This is a genomic window from Cupriavidus phytohabitans (assembly GCF_000426345.1).
Classification (GTDB): Bacteria; Pseudomonadota; Gammaproteobacteria; order Burkholderiales; family Burkholderiaceae; genus Cupriavidus.
Genome location: NZ_AUFE01000022.1, coordinates 1 through 13,408, shown reverse-complemented (window position 1 = coordinate 13,408; position 13,408 = coordinate 1). Strand labels below are relative to the sequence as shown.

Genomic DNA, 13,408 nt, shown 5'->3' with positions numbered 1-13,408 from the left:
GTTCTCTCCTTAAGCGACGTAGCAGAGAACTTCGCCGCCCACGCCGGTGGCGCGAGCCTTGCGGTCGGTCATCAGACCCTGCGGGGTCGAGATGATCGCCACACCCAGGCCGTTCATCACTTGCGGAATGTCGCTGCGGCCCTTGTACACGCGCAGGCCGGGCTTCGAGACGCGCTCGATGCGCTCGATCACCGGACGGCCGGCGTAGTACTTCAGGCCGATGCTCAGTTGTGCCTTGCCGCCATCTTCCTGGACGGCGTAGTCGTCGATGTAGCCTTCGTCCTTCAGGACCTTGGCGATTGCCACTTTCAGCTTCGACGACGGCATGACAACCGACGCCTTCTGCACGCCCTGGGCGTTGCGGATGCGCGTCAGCATATCGGCGATAGGATCGCTCATGCTCATACTGTTTCTCCTGTAGCCTGTGCGTAATTACCAGCTGGCTTTCGTCAGACCCGGGATTTCGCCCTTGAAGGCGATTTCGCGGATCTTGTTACGCGCCAGGCCAAACTTGCGGAAGGTACCGCGGGGACGACCGGTGATCGCGCAGCGGTTGCGCTGGCGAGTCGGGTTCGCGTTGCGCGGGAGCTGTTGCAGCTCGAGACGCGCGCTGTAACGCTCTTCTTCCGACTTCTCTTGGTCGTCGATAATGGCCTTGAGGTTGGCGCGCTTGGCGGCGTACTTCGCCACCAGCTTGGCGCGCTTCTTCTCACGTTCAATCAGAGCCAGTTTAGCCACGGTTACCCCTTAATTGCGGAACGGGAACTTGAACGCACCGAGGAGTGCCTTGGCTTCCTCGTCGTTCTTTGCCGTCGTCGTGATGCTGATGTTCAGACCACGCAGTGCGTCGATCTTGTCGTACTCGATTTCGGGGAAAATGATCTGCTCTTTCACACCGATGTTGTAGTTGCCACGACCGTCAAACGAACGGCCCGACACACCACGGAAGTCACGCACGCGCGGCAGGGCCACGGTGACGAAACGATCGAGGAATTCGAACATGCGCTCGCCGCGCAGGGTCACCATCGCACCGATGGGGTAGCCCTGGCGGATCTTGAAGCCGGCGATGGCCTTCTTGGCCTTCGTCACGACCGGCTTCTGACCGGCGATCTTGGTCAGGTCGCCGACGGCGTTTTCAATGATCTTCTTGTCATTGATCGCTTCGCCAAGGCCCATGTTCAGGGTGATCTTGGTGATGCGCGGCACTTCCATGACCGACTTGTAACCGAACTGTTCGATCAGCTTCGGCACAACCTGTTCTTTGTAAAACTCTTGCAGACGTGCTGCCATGCTCAACTCCTAAACGTGCCCAGAATCAAGCTGCCACGACGGCGCCGGTGGTCTTCAGCACGCGCACGCGCTTGCCGTCTTCCACCTTGATGCCGACGCGCGACGGCTTGCCATTGGCATCCACGAGCGCAACGTTGGAAATATGCAGCGGCATGACCTTGTCAACCACGCCACCGGTGGTGCCCAGCATCGGGTTCGGGCGCGCATGCTTCTTGGCGATGTTCACGCCTTGCACCGCAACCTTGTCACCGAGCACGGCCTGCACGGTACCGCGCTTGCCCTTGTCCTTGCCGGTCAGGACGATGACTTCATCGCCTTTGCGAATCTTGTTCATGTCGGCTCCTTACAGCACTTCCGGAGCGAGCGACACGATCTTCATGAAGCGCTCGGTACGGAGTTCGCGAGTCACCGGCCCGAAGATACGGGTGCCGATCGGCTCGAGCTTGTTGTTCAGCAGGACGGCGGCATTGCCGTCGAACTTGATCAGCGAACCGTCAGCGCGGCGCACGCCCTTGGCGGTACGCACGACGACGGCGTTGTAGATGTCGCCCTTCTTCACGCGACCGCGCGGCGCTGCGTCCTTGACGGTCACCTTGATGATGTCGCCAACGCTTGCGTAGCGGCGCTTGGAGCCACCCAGCACCTTGATGCACAGCACTTCGCGCGCACCAGTGTTATCGGCCACTTCGAGCCGGCTTTCTGTCTGAATCATGGTGTTTGTCTTCCCAACTTAATCCGCCAGGTGCCATAGCGCCCGTCGGTCAGTCTTGGTCCCGTCGGTTCCGGCCTTGCGCCAGCACCGTATGGGTTGATCAACTTTGAAGTCGGTAGGAACCTGGCAATCCCGACAGATCGTCGAGGCCGCCTGGCCCTGGCTCGCTCAACAGGCCCGCCCGGGTGGTACTGCTAAGGCGAACGCAATAAAGCGGAAGTCCAGGATTATAGCTACATAATCCTGGACTTGCAAGTCAAGCTAAGAACGTGTTGTTCTTAGATGACGCGTGCAGCCTCTACCAGCCGGGAAACCACCCAGGACTTGGTCCGCGACAGCGGACGGCCTTCCTGGATTTCGACCTTGTCGCCTTCCTTGTACTGGTTGGCTTCGTCGTGTGCGTGGTACTTCTTGGAACGCAGCACGTACTTGCCGTACAGGGGATGCTTGACGCGGTTTTCCACCAAGACCGTAACGGTCTTGTCCATCTTGTCGCTCACGACACGGCCGACCAGGGTGCGGCGAAGCGACTTTTCCGTTTGTGCAGCTTCAGTCATTTCGCGTTCGCCTTTTCAGTCAGCACGGTTTGCACGCGCGCGATGTCCTTGCGAACCTTCTTCAGCTGGCTGGTGTTCTGCAGCTGTTGGGTTGCCTTTTGCATGCGCAGGCTAAATTGGGCCTTCAGCAGCTCGGAGAGCTCCTGGTTCAGGCCTGCGGCGTCCTTGCCGCGAAGTTCGGATGCTTTCATCCCTGCTCTCCTTACGTCCCGACCTGGCGCACCACGAAATTGGTGGCGATCGGCAGCTTGGCCGCCGCAAGGCGGAACGCCTCACGCGCCAGCTCTTCGCTCACGCCATCCATTTCGTACAGCATCTTGCCCGGCTGGATTTCAGCCACGTAGTATTCCGGATTGCCCTTGCCGTTACCCATACGGACTTCAGCGGGCTTCTTCGAGATCGGCTTGTCCGGGAAGATCCGGATCCAGATGCGGCCGCCACGCTTGATGTGACGGGTCATCGCACGACGTGCCGACTCGATCTGACGAGCCGTCAGACGGCCACGGCCCATGGCCTTCAGGCCGAATTCGCCGAAAGACACGGCGTTACCACGGGTAGCCTTACCCGTGTTGCGGCCTTTCTGCTCCTTGCGGTATTTTCTGCGCTTAGGTTGCAGCATCGTTATTCTCCACTCTTCCCATCTGCGCCAGGCGCAGCGCGACGACCGGCACCGGCACCGCCGCGGCGGTTGCCACCCGGACGGCCTTCGCCTTCACGGCGGCGACCTTCCGGACGACCCGGGCGACGACGACGGTCGTCTTGCGGCTCTTCCACCACCGGCGCTTCATTGCGGCCGAGGTGATCACCCTTGTAGACCCACACCTTGACACCGATGATGCCGTAGGTGGTTTCTGCTTCGGAGAAGCCGTAGTCGATGTCGGCGCGCAGGGTGTGCAGGGGCACACGGCCTTCGCGGTACCACTCGGTACGTGCGATTTCGATACCGTTCAGACGGCCGGCGCTCATGATCTTGATACCCTGGGCACCCAGGCGCATCGCGTTCTGCATGGCGCGCTTCATGGCGCGGCGGAACATGATGCGGCGCTCGAGCTGCTGGGTGATCGAGTCGGCGATCAGCTGAGCATCGGTTTCCGGCTTGCGGATTTCCTCGATGTTCACGTGCACGGGCACGCCCATGCGACGCTGCAGTTCGGCCTTCAGCAGTTCGATGTCCTCACCCTTCTTGCCGATCACCACGCCCGGACGCGAGCTGTAAATGGTGATACGGGCATTGCGGGCGGGGCGCTCGATGACGACGCGGCCAACCGATGCGTTCTTCAGCTTCTTCTTCAGGAAGTCGCGAACTTCGATGTCTTCCTTCAGCATGCCGGCGAACTTCGTGTTGCTGGCGTACCAGCGCGAAGCCCAGTTACGGCTGACAGCCAGACGGAAGCCAGTCGGATGAATCTTCTGTCCCATCGTGACTCCTTAGTTGCCGAGCGTCACAGTGATGTGACAGGTTTGTTTCTCGATGCGGTTGCCGCGGCCCTTCGCCCGTGCGGTGAAGCGCTTGAGCGAGGTTGCCTTGTCGACGTAGATCGATTTGACCTTCAGTTCGTCGATGTCGGCGCCTTCGTTGTGCTCAGCGTTGGCGATGGCCGATTCGACCACCTTCTTCACGATCCCGGCAGCCTTTTTCGGGCTGAACGTCAGGACATTGAGCGCGCGCTCGATCGGCAGACCACGGATCTGGTCAGCGACCAGGCGCGTCTTCTGGGCGGAGATGCGGGCACCGCGATGAATCGCTTTCACTTCCATGATGGCACCTTACCTCTTCGCTTTCTTGTCAGCCGCGTGGCCCTTGAACGTGCGGGTGATCGCAAATTCGCCGAGCTTGTGGCCAACCATGTTTTCCGTCACGTACACCGGCACGTGTTGACGGCCGTTGTGCACGGCGATCGTCAGGCCAATGAACTCCGGCAGAATGGTCGAGCGGCGCGACCAAGTCTTGATGGGCTTCTTGTCCTTGCCGCTGACTGCAACTTCCACCTTCTTCAGCAGGTGGGCGTCGCAGAACGGACCCTTTTTAGCGGAACGAGTCATATCTTTAGCTCCTACCTACCGATTAACGCTTGTGGCGCTTCTGGACGATCATGCTGTCCGTGCGCTTGTTGCTGCGGGTGCGGTAGCCCTTGGTCGGGGTACCCCACGGCGACACCGGATCGCGGCCAGCAGCGGTCTTGCCCTCGCCACCACCGTGCGGGTGGTCGACCGGGTTCATCACAACGCCGCGGACCGTCGGGCGGATACCGCGCCAGCGGGTCGCACCGGCCTTGCCGATGACGCGCAGGCTGTGCTCTTCGTTGCCAACTTCACCGACGGTGGCGCGGCACTCGATGTGCACGCGGCGCACTTCGCCGGAGCGCAGGCGAACCTGGGCGTACAGGCCTTCACGGGCCAGCAGCACAGCGGAACCGCCTGCAGCGCGGGCGATCTGGGCGCCCTTGCCCGGCAGCATTTCCACGTTGTTGATCGTGGTACCGACCGGAATGTTGCGGATCGGCAGGTTGTTGCCAGCCTTGATCGGCGCTTCCGAGCCATTCAGCAGCGATTGGCCGGCAACCATGCCCTTGGTGGCGATGATGTAGCGGCGCTCGCCGTCGGCGAACACGACCAGCGCGATGTTGGCGCTGCGGTTCGGATCGTATTCCAGGCGCTCGACCTTGGCGGGGATGCCGTCCTTGTCGTTGCGCTTGAAATCGACCACGCGGTAGTGGTGCTTATGACCACCGCCCTTGTGGCGGGTGGTGATATGACCATTGTTGTTACGTCCCGACTTCTGGAATTGCTTTTCCAGCAGCGGAGCGTGCGGGGCGCCCTTGTGAAGGTCCTTGTTGACCACCTTCACCATCGAGCGACGACCCGGGGAAGTCGGCTTGGTCTTGACGAGTGCCATGATTACTTGGCCTCCGCTTCAAAATTGATTTCCTGACCCGGCTTCAGCGACACGTAAGCTTTCTTCACGTGGTTGCGACGGCCCATGAAACGGCCGAAGCGCTTTTGCTTGCCCTTCTGGTTCAGGATCTGAACGGACTGCACCTCGACCTTGAACAGCAGTTCGACGGCGGCCTTCACTTCTGCCTTGTTGGCATCGCGGGCGACTTCGAACACGACCTGTTCATTCTTGTCGGCGACCAGGGTTGCCTTTTCGGAAACCACCGGCGCGAGCAGCACCTGCATCAAACGATGATCGTTCTTGGCTACTTGCGTCATTTCAGCAACTCCTCGATCTGCGCGACAGCCGCCTTGGTCACCAGCACCTTCTTGTAGTGCACGAGCGACAGCGGGTCAGCCTGGCGCGGCTCGACAACTGCCACGTGCGGCAGGTTGCGCGAAGCCAGGTAGAGGTTTTCGTCGAGGCTGTCGGTGATGATCAGCACCGAGTCCAGGCCCATGGCCTTGAACTTGTCGGCCAAGAGCTTGGTCTTGGGCGCGTCGACGGTAAAACCGTCCACCACATTGATACGGCCTTCACGTGCGAGCTGCGAGTAAATCGAGCGCATGCCGGCACGGAACATCTTCTTGTTGACCTTCTGGCTGAAGTTCTCTTCCGGCGAATTCGGGAAGATACGGCCACCCCCGCGCCACAGCGGCGACGAGGACATACCGGCACGGGCGCGACCCGTACCCTTCTGGCGCCACGGCTTCTTGGTCGTGTGCTTGACCTCTTCACGATCCTTCTGCTTACGGTTACCGCTGCGAGCGTTGGCCTGGTAAGCGACGACGATCTGGTGAACGAGGGCTTCGTTGTAGTCACGGCCGAACACTTCGGGCGAAGCGGCAACGCCTGCGCCGATCTGGCCATTGTCCTGGAGGAGCTTGAGTTCCATTACATGCGCTCCTTAAGCTTTGGCTTTGGCCTTGACGGCCGGGGTAACGATGACCTTGCCGTTCTTGGAGCCGGGGATGGCGCCCTTGACCAGCAGCAGCTTGCGCTCTGCGTCGATCTTGGCGATCTCCAGGTTCTGCACGGTGCGGGTGACATCGCCCAGATGACCGGTCATGCGCTTGCCCGGGAACACGCGGCCCGGATCCTGCGCCATACCGATCGAGCCCGGCACGTTGTGCGAGCGCGAGTTACCGTGGGTGGCACGGCCGGAGGCGAAGTGGTAGCGCTTGATGGTACCGGCGTAGCCCTTACCGATGGTCACGCCCTGCACGTCGATCTTCTGACCGACTTCGAACAGGTCGACCGACAGCGAACCGCCAGCTTGCAGTTCGGCAGCCTTGGCTGCGTCGATACGGAATTCGCGGATGATTTCGCCGGCTTCCACGCCGGCTTTGGCGAGGTGACCCGCCAGCGGCTTGGTGACGCGGCTTGCGCGTCGTGCGCCGAAGGTGACTTGAACCGCGGTGTAACCGTCGGTCTCGTCCGTCTTGATTTGCGTCACGCGGTTGTCGCCGACCTCGACCACGGTCACGGGAATCGCTTCACCGTCGTCCGTGAAAATACGGGTCATGCCAACCTTGCGACCTACAAGGCCAAGGCTCATGGTTTGCTCCATTCCCAGCTGCGATTGGCCGGGGCTGATTGATACACGAAAACTGTGCTTGCGCTGTGCGCGAATGGGCTGCGCTAAAGAGGACTGCGCCTGGCCAAAACGGCCAACCCACTACCCGGAGACACGGGTAGCCTTACATTATAACCCTTCCATAAGGAAAGGGCAATAAGCAATTGCGATTTGCCGAGGGGTGTTGCACGCAGGATTCAGGCAGATGTGCGCAAAAGCTGGCACGAAGGCGGCGCGGCGGGCGGCACGCGCCGCCCGCCGGCACGCGCAGGTCAGGCCGCGACCCGCACAAACCCCCCGCCGTAGAAGACCAGCGGCTCGCCCTCCTCCGCCGCGATCGACTCCACCGCGCCCACGATCAGCAGGTGGTCGCCGACGGGGTCGGCGCGTTCGACGCGGCACGCGAGCGTGGCGAGCGCCTCGTCAAGGTAGGGCACGCCCTGGCCGCAGCGTGTATGACGCACGCCGGCGAACTTGTCCGCCGCCGGGGTGGCGAAGCGGCGCGCCAGGTCGCCGTGCCCCGCGCGCAGGATGCTGACGCCGAACGGCCGGCCTGGCTCGAACAGCCCGGCATTGGGCGAGTGCGACGCCAGGCTCCACAGGATCAGCGGCGGCGCCAGCGACAGGGACGCGAACGAGTTGACGGTGATGCCGACCGGGCGCTGCTGCGCCGTACAGGCACCGATGACCGCCACGCCCGTCGCGTAGCGGCCGCAAACCCGGCGCAGCTCGCGCGGATCGAGCAGGGGCGCGGCATGACTGGTGGTGTCCATGTCAGGCAGCCTGCGGCAGATGGTGGTCGATCAGCTGGTGGCAGGCCTGCGGGTCCATCCACCACGGGAAGTAGTCTGGCGGGTTGTCGAAGCCGTTGGCGATGCGCGCCGCCAGCGCCGGCGCCTGCCCCGCCGCGCCCAGCAACGCGAGGATATGGGGCGGCGGCGGGGTCAGCAGCGAGTTGGTCCACGCCACCACATCGCCGGCGTATTGCCAGTAGCGGGCGAAGGTCCGCTCCATCCAGTCGCGATCGAACGGCTGCTCGCCGCGGGCAAGGATGGCATCGAGGTAGACCTTGCAGCATTTGGCGGCATTGTTCGAGCCTTGCCCGGTGATCGGATCGTTGACCACCACGGCATCGGCCATGCCGAACACCGGCCGGCCCGATGGCAGCGTCAGCACCGGCTTGCGCACCGTCGGCGCGAAGCGGCCTGACAGGATGCCGTTGTCGTCGGTCAGCGCCACGTGCTCGCAGCGCCCGGCTTCCCACGGCGCATAGGTGCGCAGGATGCGCAGGCTTTCCGCAAGGTGCTGCGCGGGCGTGCGCGCTTCGGCCCAGCGGTCCATCGGACCGCCAGGAATGCCCTCGAACACCATGATCTCGCACGGCCCCGACAGCGTCAGCGCGGGAAAGACAAAGTATTCCCCGACGCCCGGGATCAGGTTGAAGCAAACCCGCGAGAACGGTTCGCGCGGCACCATGCCGGTCACGTAGGTCAGCGCCAGGGCGCGTTGCGGCTTGTCGAACGGGCTGCGCTGCGCATCGCGTTCGAAGCGGCTGACGATCTCGCCCTTGCCGGCAGCGAGCAGCACCAGGTCGTGGTCGCGCGCCAGGTCTTCCAGCTCGTCCACGCCGACATCGACGATGCGAAGGTCGCCGCCACGCTCGGCGAAGGCTTCCATCCACGCCGGCATCTTCAGCCGCTGGTCGACCGCCTGCGCCGGCCGGTCCAGCGGCGCGGCCCAGTCGATGACCTTTGCACCGGGCTGCTCGGGATGCGGCACGGCCAGCCCGATGCCCTCGACCGGCGGGCAGGTGTCGTCCCACCAGTTGAGGCCGAGATCACGCTCGGTCTGCAAGGCGCGGTCGAACATGCACTGGCTCGACATGACCTTGCCGGCGCGGACCTGATCCGGCGTGCGGTTGGACAGCAGCGTGACCTGGTAGCCGGCCGCCTGCAGCCCGAGGGCCATTTGCAGGCCGGACTGCCCGGCCCCGACGATGGCGATGCGTTGGCGCATGATGTTGTCTCCTGGTTTGGATGCGGGGATGGCGTCAGCCGGCCAGCTTGCCGATGGCCGGGACGTTCTGCTCCGGGCCCATGGCGCTGTAGCCACCGTCGACGGCGTAATCCGCGCCGGTCACGAAGCTGGCATGGTCGGAACACAGGAACAGCGCCACCTGCGCGACCTCGTCGGGTTCGCCGACGCGGCCCAGCAGATGGAATGGGGCTGCAACGGCATCGGTACGGGCGCGGTTGCCGCCGCTGACCTCGTCCATCAGCCGGCACCAGGTCCAGCCGGGCGAGACCGAGTTCACGCGGATGCGGTCGGGCGCCAGGTCCATCGCCATGCTGCGCGTCAGCTGCGCGATGGCCGCCTTCGATACCGGATAGAGCCAGCGCCCGGTCTGCGCGACGTTGGCCGAGATGCTGGTGAAATTGACGATGGCGCCGCCGCCGCGCGCGCGCATCAGCGGCTGCACCGCCTGCGCCAGCATCACGCCGGACACGACGTTGACGTCGAGCGCCGCCAGCCAGTCGGCACGGCTGGAGCGGAAGCCGTCGTCGAGATAGGTGCAGGCGAGGTTGACCAGGAAGTCCACGCCGTCAAAGCGTTGCGCGACCTGGCTGACCGCATCGCGGACCTGCTCGTCCTGCGTGATGTCGGCCGCGATGTAGAGTGCGTCCTTGCCCAGCTCGGCGGCGACCCGCTCGCCGTTGGCGGCGTCGATATCGAAGATCGCCACGCGCGCGCCGGCCTCGACGAAGGCCCGCGCCACGCCCGCGCCGATCAGTGTGGCGCCGCCGGTGACGATGGCTACCTTGTCCTGCAATCCCTTCATTGTTGTCTCCTTGTTTGCCAGCGGTGTCCGGTACCGGGCGGGCCTCTGCGGGCCCACTCCGGGTTCAATGCTGCAACGCTCGCTACCTGCCCTCGCTCTCCTGCCAGCGCGCCATCAGCGTGTTCGACGGCAGCGTTTCATCGAGCAGCTTGCGCGCGGTCTCCACACCCGCCACCGGCAGACCTGCCGGATCGAGCTTGCCGATCTGCACCAGCACGCTGGCCTGGTCCCAGTAGATATGCTCGTGATAGAGCTTGTCGCCACGGAATTTGACGACGGCGATCAGCGGAATCTCCACGCGCCTTCCGGTGGGCGGCACGCCCGGCAGCATCCAGTCGATCTCGCAGGTATGCGTGAAGCAGAACAGTAGTTCGTCGACGATCTGCGTGGCGCCGACCGTTCGCGACAGCGGGATCAGCGTAGTATCGGGCGGATTGCTGTGGACAAAGTGGTTCTGGTAGAAGCGCCGCAGCTGCGCGTAGCCGACGCCGCCGGTCATGGTCGGGATATGGTTCACATAAGGCTGCGGCACCATCGTCGCCATGGTGGCATCAACGTCGCGCGTGGCGAATTCATACTCGCAGTGCTTGTCCCACAGCGCGGAGAAATCGTAGTGCGGCCCCATCTCACGGCGCAGCGCGGCGATCGCGCGCTGGTGCGCCATCAGCGCGGAGGGCTTGTCGAAGTGCTCGCCGCCAGCGCGCGCAAAGGCGTGGTCGACACCGGGGTAGACATAGACCTCGATGTTGTCGCGCCCGGCGAGGGCTTCGCGGATCGCGGCCTGCGCCTGCGGTGGGCAGAAGCCGTCTTTCTCCGCGATATGCAGCACCAGGCGGCCCCGCACCTGGCCGGCTTCGCCCAGCGCGTGCTCGATGCCCACGCCGTAGTAGGCCACCGCGCAGGCCACGTCCGGCAGCCGGCACGCCGCAAGGTAAGCCAGCTTGCCGCCCAGACAGAAGCCCAGCACGCCAGTGTGGCCGGCGCATTCCGGGCGCGCCCGCAGCGTCTCCAGCGCCGCACCCACGTCCTGCACGCCCCTGGCTTCGTCGAACTGCTGGTAGAGGCCAAGCGCACGCTGGAAATCCTCGCCGCGATCAGTTAGCTCGATGCCGGGCGCGAGGCGCCAGAACAGGTCGGGAACCAGCACGGTGTAACCCTCTTCAGCGTAATAGTCGGCGACCTGCCGCATGGTGGCATTGACGCCGAAGATCTCCTGGCACAGCACGATTCCCGGACCCTTGCCTGTCGCGGGAACGGCGAGATAGCCGCTGAAACTGCCTTCGGGGGTCTGGATCTGGATGGTCTGGCCCATGGCCTGCTCTCCTTGTCGTAGTCTCTTGACGGTGTCCGCTGGCGCCGCCGTGCTGGCTTCCATGATGGTGGCTCCGCACCGCAGCAAACTAGCCGCCGGCTGCAGCGGCTATCCGATTAGTGCAGGAAACTGCGAACCCGGTCAACGCTGCATCGCTGACGGCAAGAGCATCCGCTATAGTGGATCGCGTGGGAAACCGCGAGCCGGCGTGCGTGCCGGCCGCGTTCCCCGGACCATGCGGCGCGCACGGCGCCAGGGCTCCGCCGGCACCCGCTGGCCGCCCTGCCCGGCAGCACCGCGGCCACGCCAGAGGAGCGAGACAATGCAGCTGCCCCCCGCCGCCACGGCGGTCCCGACCCAGGGCCCGCTGGCGAGCGCCCTGCTCGGCGATCCCGCCCGGTGCGTGTTCGCCTCGACCGACCTGGCCGAGACGCGCGCCGCCGTCGGCCGTGTATTCAAGCCGCACCGCCTCGACGTGCGCGGCACGCGCCTGCAGGCGCGCATGCACCATGCGCCGCTTGGCGCGGTCTCTTTCAACCGCCTCGCCTACGGGGCCGAGGTCACTATCGATCCCGGTCCGCTCGGCGACTTCCTGCTGGTGCAGATGCCGCTGTCAGGGCAGGCCGATATCCGCTGTGGCGACCAGCACATCATCTCGACGCCCGATTGCGCTTCGGTGCTGACGCCCAGCGATCCGCTGGCCATGCGCTGGAGCGCCGACAGCGACCAGCTGATCGTGCGCATCGAACGCAGTGCGCTGGAACGCGTCTGCGCCGCGCACCTGGGCCGACGCCCCGCGCGGCCGCTGCGCTTCGCGCTCGGCATGGCCTGGCGCTCGGGCGCCTGGCATGAGCTGATGCGCTACCTCGCGGCAATGCTTGAGACCGCGCCCGAGACCACGCGCCATCCGCTCACCGCCTGCCAGCTCGAGCAGCTGGTCATCGGCACGCTGCTGACATGGCAGCCGCACGACCTGTCGGAGGCGCTGCGCGAGCACGGCAAGCCGTTGGCGCCGCGGCATGTGAAGGTGGTGGAGGAATACATGCATGCCAACGCCGATGCGGAGTTGACGCCGGCCTTGCTGGCGGAGGTCGCTGGCGTCAGCGTGCGCAGCCTGTTTGCCGGCTTCCGCGAGCATCGCGGCACCGGGCCGATGACTTACCTGCGCACCGTGCGGCTGGAGCGGGTGCGGCGGGATCTGCTGAACGACGCATCGATTTCATCGGTCAGTGCGGCTGCGTTGCGCTGGGGATTTGCGCACCTGGGGCGGTTCAGTGCCGAGTATCGGCGGGTGTTTGGAGAGTGTCCGGCGCAGACGCTGAGGCGGCGCGGAGCAGGCTAGCCCGCTCCGCACAAGAGGGACCGCCCAAAACAAAACGGCGAACCACACGGTTCGCCGTTTGCTGCATCAAGCCGCCTGGGCGGCCCGAAACATCTTTACACCTTGATCTCGACGTCCACACCGGCCGGCAGGTCGAGCTTCATCAGCGCGTCAACCGTCTTGTCGGTCGGATCGACGATGTCCATCAGGCGCTGGTGAGTGCGGATCTCGAACTGATCGCGGCTGGTCTTGTTGACGTGCGGCGAACGCAGGATGTCGAAGCGCTGGATGCGGGTCGGCAGGGGCACCGGGCCCTTGACGATCGCGCCGGTACGCTTGGCGGTATCCACGATTTCGGCAGCCGACTGGTCGATCAGGCGATAGTCGAAAGCCTTCAGGCGGATACGGATCTTCTGGTTCTGCATGATATTTCCTTAAAAGAGCGATTGGGCAACATGCCCAGTTAGATGGGGACATGCCCGCGGGCATGTCCCAGGAAGTGCTTAGTCGAGGATCTTTGCCACGACGCCGGCGCCGACGGTACGGCCACCTTCGCGGATAGCGAAGCGCAGGCCTTCTTCCATGGCGATCGGGGCGATCAGCTTGACGGTGATCGACACGTTGTCACCCGGCATGACCATTTCCTTGTCCTTCGGCAGCTCGATCGAGCCGGTCACGTCGGTCGTGCGGAAGTAGAACTGCGGGCGGTAGTTGTTGAAGAACGGGGTGTGACGGCCGCCTTCGTCCTTCGACAGGATGTACACCTCACCGGTGAAGTGGGTGTGCGGCTTGATCGAACCCGGCTTGCACAGCACCTGGCCGCGCTCGACGTCTTCACGCTTGGTGCCGCGCAGCAGCAGACCGAC

Annotated in this window: 22 protein-coding genes; 1 reads left to right on the top strand and 21 read right to left on the bottom strand. The window is 64.2% G+C overall.

Features of this window, described 5'->3' with window-relative positions; translation table 11 throughout:
• Nucleotides 1–9: 9 nt before the first annotated feature.
• From rpsH to K309_RS0117115, 19 genes are all read right to left on the bottom strand, one after another.
• On the bottom strand, nt 10–405 hold the full coding sequence (gene rpsH / locus K309_RS0117205) for a 30S ribosomal protein S8 (RefSeq protein ID WP_010812384.1): 396 nt from the start codon (nt 403–405) through the stop codon (nt 10–12).
• Between the two features lie 27 nt (nt 406–432).
• Nucleotides 433–738 (bottom strand): 30S ribosomal protein S14, encoded by a 306-nt coding sequence (gene rpsN / locus K309_RS0117200; RefSeq protein WP_010812385.1) that lies wholly within the window; start codon nt 736–738, stop codon nt 433–435.
• 9 nt (nt 739–747) lie between these two features.
• Nucleotides 748–1,290: a 50S ribosomal protein L5 gene (gene rplE / locus K309_RS0117195; RefSeq protein ID WP_010812386.1), complete on the bottom strand. Its 543-nt coding sequence runs from the start codon at nt 1,288–1,290 to the stop codon at nt 748–750.
• A gap of 25 nt (nt 1,291–1,315) precedes the next feature.
• A complete protein-coding gene (gene rplX, locus K309_RS0117190; protein ID WP_010812387.1) occupies nt 1,316–1,624 on the bottom strand; it encodes a 50S ribosomal protein L24 in 309 nt (102 codons plus the stop codon).
• A 9-nt stretch (nt 1,625–1,633) separates the two neighbouring features.
• Nucleotides 1,634–2,002 (bottom strand): 50S ribosomal protein L14, encoded by a 369-nt coding sequence (rplN, locus tag K309_RS0117185; RefSeq protein ID WP_010812388.1) that lies wholly within the window; start codon nt 2,000–2,002, stop codon nt 1,634–1,636.
• Nucleotides 2,003–2,280: 278 nt separating this feature from the next.
• Nucleotides 2,281–2,559, bottom strand: a complete 279-nt coding sequence (gene rpsQ, locus K309_RS0117180; RefSeq protein ID WP_010812389.1) for a 30S ribosomal protein S17 — start codon at nt 2,557–2,559, stop codon at nt 2,281–2,283.
• Nucleotides 2,556–2,750 carry a 50S ribosomal protein L29 gene (rpmC, locus tag K309_RS0117175; protein ID WP_008642937.1) on the bottom strand — a complete coding sequence of 65 codons (195 nt, stop codon included), beginning with the start codon at nt 2,748–2,750 and terminating at the stop codon, nt 2,556–2,558. The genes rpsQ and rpmC overlap by 4 nt, the downstream gene beginning before the upstream one ends.
• Nucleotides 2,751–2,761: 11 nt before the next feature.
• Nucleotides 2,762–3,178 carry a 50S ribosomal protein L16 gene (gene rplP, locus K309_RS0117170; RefSeq protein WP_006576240.1) on the bottom strand — a complete coding sequence of 139 codons (417 nt, stop codon included), beginning with the start codon at nt 3,176–3,178 and terminating at the stop codon, nt 2,762–2,764.
• 2 nt (nt 3,179–3,180) lie between these two features.
• On the bottom strand, nt 3,181–3,978 hold the full coding sequence (gene rpsC / locus K309_RS0117165; RefSeq protein WP_029047586.1) for a 30S ribosomal protein S3: 798 nt from the start codon (nt 3,976–3,978) through the stop codon (nt 3,181–3,183).
• A 9-nt stretch (nt 3,979–3,987) separates the two neighbouring features.
• Entirely contained in the window at nt 3,988–4,317 is a 330-nt protein-coding gene (gene rplV / locus K309_RS0117160) for a 50S ribosomal protein L22 (protein ID WP_003271370.1), read from the bottom strand.
• A 9-nt stretch (nt 4,318–4,326) separates the two neighbouring features.
• Nucleotides 4,327–4,602 (bottom strand): 30S ribosomal protein S19, encoded by a 276-nt coding sequence (gene rpsS / locus K309_RS0117155; protein ID WP_029047585.1) that lies wholly within the window; start codon nt 4,600–4,602, stop codon nt 4,327–4,329.
• A gap of 22 nt (nt 4,603–4,624) precedes the next feature.
• Complete coding sequence (rplB, locus tag K309_RS0117150) at nt 4,625–5,455, bottom strand: 50S ribosomal protein L2 (protein WP_029047584.1); 831 nt, start codon at nt 5,453–5,455, stop codon at nt 4,625–4,627.
• 2 nt (nt 5,456–5,457) lie between these two features.
• Nucleotides 5,458–5,772, bottom strand: coding sequence for a 50S ribosomal protein L23 (rplW, locus tag K309_RS0117145; protein WP_006576245.1), 315 nt, complete (start codon nt 5,770–5,772; stop codon nt 5,458–5,460).
• A complete protein-coding gene (gene rplD, locus K309_RS0117140; protein ID WP_029047583.1) occupies nt 5,769–6,389 on the bottom strand; it encodes a 50S ribosomal protein L4 in 621 nt (206 codons plus the stop codon). Before rplD ends, rplW begins: the two co-directional genes overlap by 4 nt.
• A gap of 12 nt (nt 6,390–6,401) precedes the next feature.
• On the bottom strand, nt 6,402–7,052 hold the full coding sequence (rplC, locus tag K309_RS0117135; RefSeq protein WP_010812397.1) for a 50S ribosomal protein L3: 651 nt from the start codon (nt 7,050–7,052) through the stop codon (nt 6,402–6,404).
• Nucleotides 7,053–7,342: 290 nt separating this feature from the next.
• Complete coding sequence (locus K309_RS0117130; protein ID WP_029047582.1) at nt 7,343–7,843, bottom strand: flavin reductase family protein; 501 nt, start codon at nt 7,841–7,843, stop codon at nt 7,343–7,345.
• Nucleotide 7,844: 1 nt separating this feature from the next.
• The gene (locus K309_RS0117125; protein ID WP_029047581.1) at nt 7,845–9,086 is read right to left on the bottom strand and encodes a styrene monooxygenase/indole monooxygenase family protein; all 1,242 of its coding nucleotides are present in this window, start codon (nt 9,084–9,086) and stop codon (nt 7,845–7,847) included.
• 34 nt (nt 9,087–9,120) lie between these two features.
• Nucleotides 9,121–9,909, bottom strand: coding sequence for an SDR family oxidoreductase (locus K309_RS0117120; protein ID WP_029047580.1), 789 nt, complete (start codon nt 9,907–9,909; stop codon nt 9,121–9,123).
• A gap of 82 nt (nt 9,910–9,991) precedes the next feature.
• On the bottom strand, nt 9,992–11,221 hold the full coding sequence (locus tag K309_RS0117115; protein WP_029047579.1) for a dienelactone hydrolase family protein: 1,230 nt from the start codon (nt 11,219–11,221) through the stop codon (nt 9,992–9,994).
• A gap of 322 nt (nt 11,222–11,543) precedes the next feature.
• Between K309_RS0117115 and K309_RS0117110 the strand changes: the two genes are divergently transcribed.
• The gene (locus tag K309_RS0117110) at nt 11,544–12,563 is read left to right on the top strand and encodes an AraC family transcriptional regulator (RefSeq protein ID WP_029047578.1); all 1,020 of its coding nucleotides are present in this window, start codon (nt 11,544–11,546) and stop codon (nt 12,561–12,563) included.
• A 95-nt stretch (nt 12,564–12,658) separates the two neighbouring features.
• Here the strand turns inward: K309_RS0117110 and rpsJ are convergent, their stop codons facing one another.
• Entirely contained in the window at nt 12,659–12,967 is a 309-nt protein-coding gene (rpsJ, locus tag K309_RS0117105; RefSeq protein ID WP_006160488.1) for a 30S ribosomal protein S10, read from the bottom strand.
• Between the two features lie 78 nt (nt 12,968–13,045).
• Nucleotides 13,046–13,408 (bottom strand): EF-Tu C-terminal domain-related protein (locus K309_RS36730; protein ID WP_035877751.1); only part of this gene is annotated, 363 nt, incomplete at its 5' end.

Excerpts from the sequence above, each read along its gene's own strand:
- K309_RS0117125 (WP_029047581.1), bottom strand. The coding sequence starts at position 9,086 with ATGCGCCAACGCATCGCCATCGTCGGGGCCGGGCAGTCCGGCCTGCAA.
- K309_RS0117110 (WP_029047578.1), top strand. The coding sequence starts at position 11,544 with ATGCAGCTGCCCCCCGCCGCCACGGCGGTCCCGACCCAGGGCCCGCTG.
- rpsC (WP_029047586.1), bottom strand. The coding sequence starts at position 3,978 with ATGGGACAGAAGATTCATCCGACTGGCTTCCGTCTGGCTGTCAGCCGT.
- rplB (WP_029047584.1), bottom strand. The coding sequence starts at position 5,455 with ATGGCACTCGTCAAGACCAAGCCGACTTCCCCGGGTCGTCGCTCGATG.
- rplC (WP_010812397.1), bottom strand. The coding sequence starts at position 7,052 with ATGAGCCTTGGCCTTGTAGGTCGCAAGGTTGGCATGACCCGTATTTTC.
- K309_RS0117120 (WP_029047580.1), bottom strand. The coding sequence starts at position 9,909 with ATGAAGGGATTGCAGGACAAGGTAGCCATCGTCACCGGCGGCGCCACA.
- rpsS (WP_029047585.1), bottom strand. The coding sequence starts at position 4,602 with ATGACTCGTTCCGCTAAAAAGGGTCCGTTCTGCGACGCCCACCTGCTG.
- rpsJ (WP_006160488.1), bottom strand. The coding sequence starts at position 12,967 with ATGCAGAACCAGAAGATCCGTATCCGCCTGAAGGCTTTCGACTATCGC.
- rpsQ (WP_010812389.1), bottom strand. The coding sequence starts at position 2,559 with ATGACTGAAGCTGCACAAACGGAAAAGTCGCTTCGCCGCACCCTGGTC.
- rplP (WP_006576240.1), bottom strand. The coding sequence starts at position 3,178 with ATGCTGCAACCTAAGCGCAGAAAATACCGCAAGGAGCAGAAAGGCCGC.
- rplD (WP_029047583.1), bottom strand. The coding sequence starts at position 6,389 with ATGGAACTCAAGCTCCTCCAGGACAATGGCCAGATCGGCGCAGGCGTT.
- K309_RS0117115 (WP_029047579.1), bottom strand. The coding sequence starts at position 11,221 with ATGGGCCAGACCATCCAGATCCAGACCCCCGAAGGCAGTTTCAGCGGC.
- K309_RS0117130 (WP_029047582.1), bottom strand. The coding sequence starts at position 7,843 with ATGGACACCACCAGTCATGCCGCGCCCCTGCTCGATCCGCGCGAGCTG.
- rplN (WP_010812388.1), bottom strand. The coding sequence starts at position 2,002 with ATGATTCAGACAGAAAGCCGGCTCGAAGTGGCCGATAACACTGGTGCG.
- rplW (WP_006576245.1), bottom strand. The coding sequence starts at position 5,772 with ATGACGCAAGTAGCCAAGAACGATCATCGTTTGATGCAGGTGCTGCTC.
- rpmC (WP_008642937.1), bottom strand. The coding sequence starts at position 2,750 with ATGAAAGCATCCGAACTTCGCGGCAAGGACGCCGCAGGCCTGAACCAG.
- rplX (WP_010812387.1), bottom strand. The coding sequence starts at position 1,624 with ATGAACAAGATTCGCAAAGGCGATGAAGTCATCGTCCTGACCGGCAAG.
- rplV (WP_003271370.1), bottom strand. The coding sequence starts at position 4,317 with ATGGAAGTGAAAGCGATTCATCGCGGTGCCCGCATCTCCGCCCAGAAG.
- rplE (WP_010812386.1), bottom strand. The coding sequence starts at position 1,290 with ATGGCAGCACGTCTGCAAGAGTTTTACAAAGAACAGGTTGTGCCGAAG.
- rpsH (WP_010812384.1), bottom strand. The coding sequence starts at position 405 with ATGAGCATGAGCGATCCTATCGCCGATATGCTGACGCGCATCCGCAAC.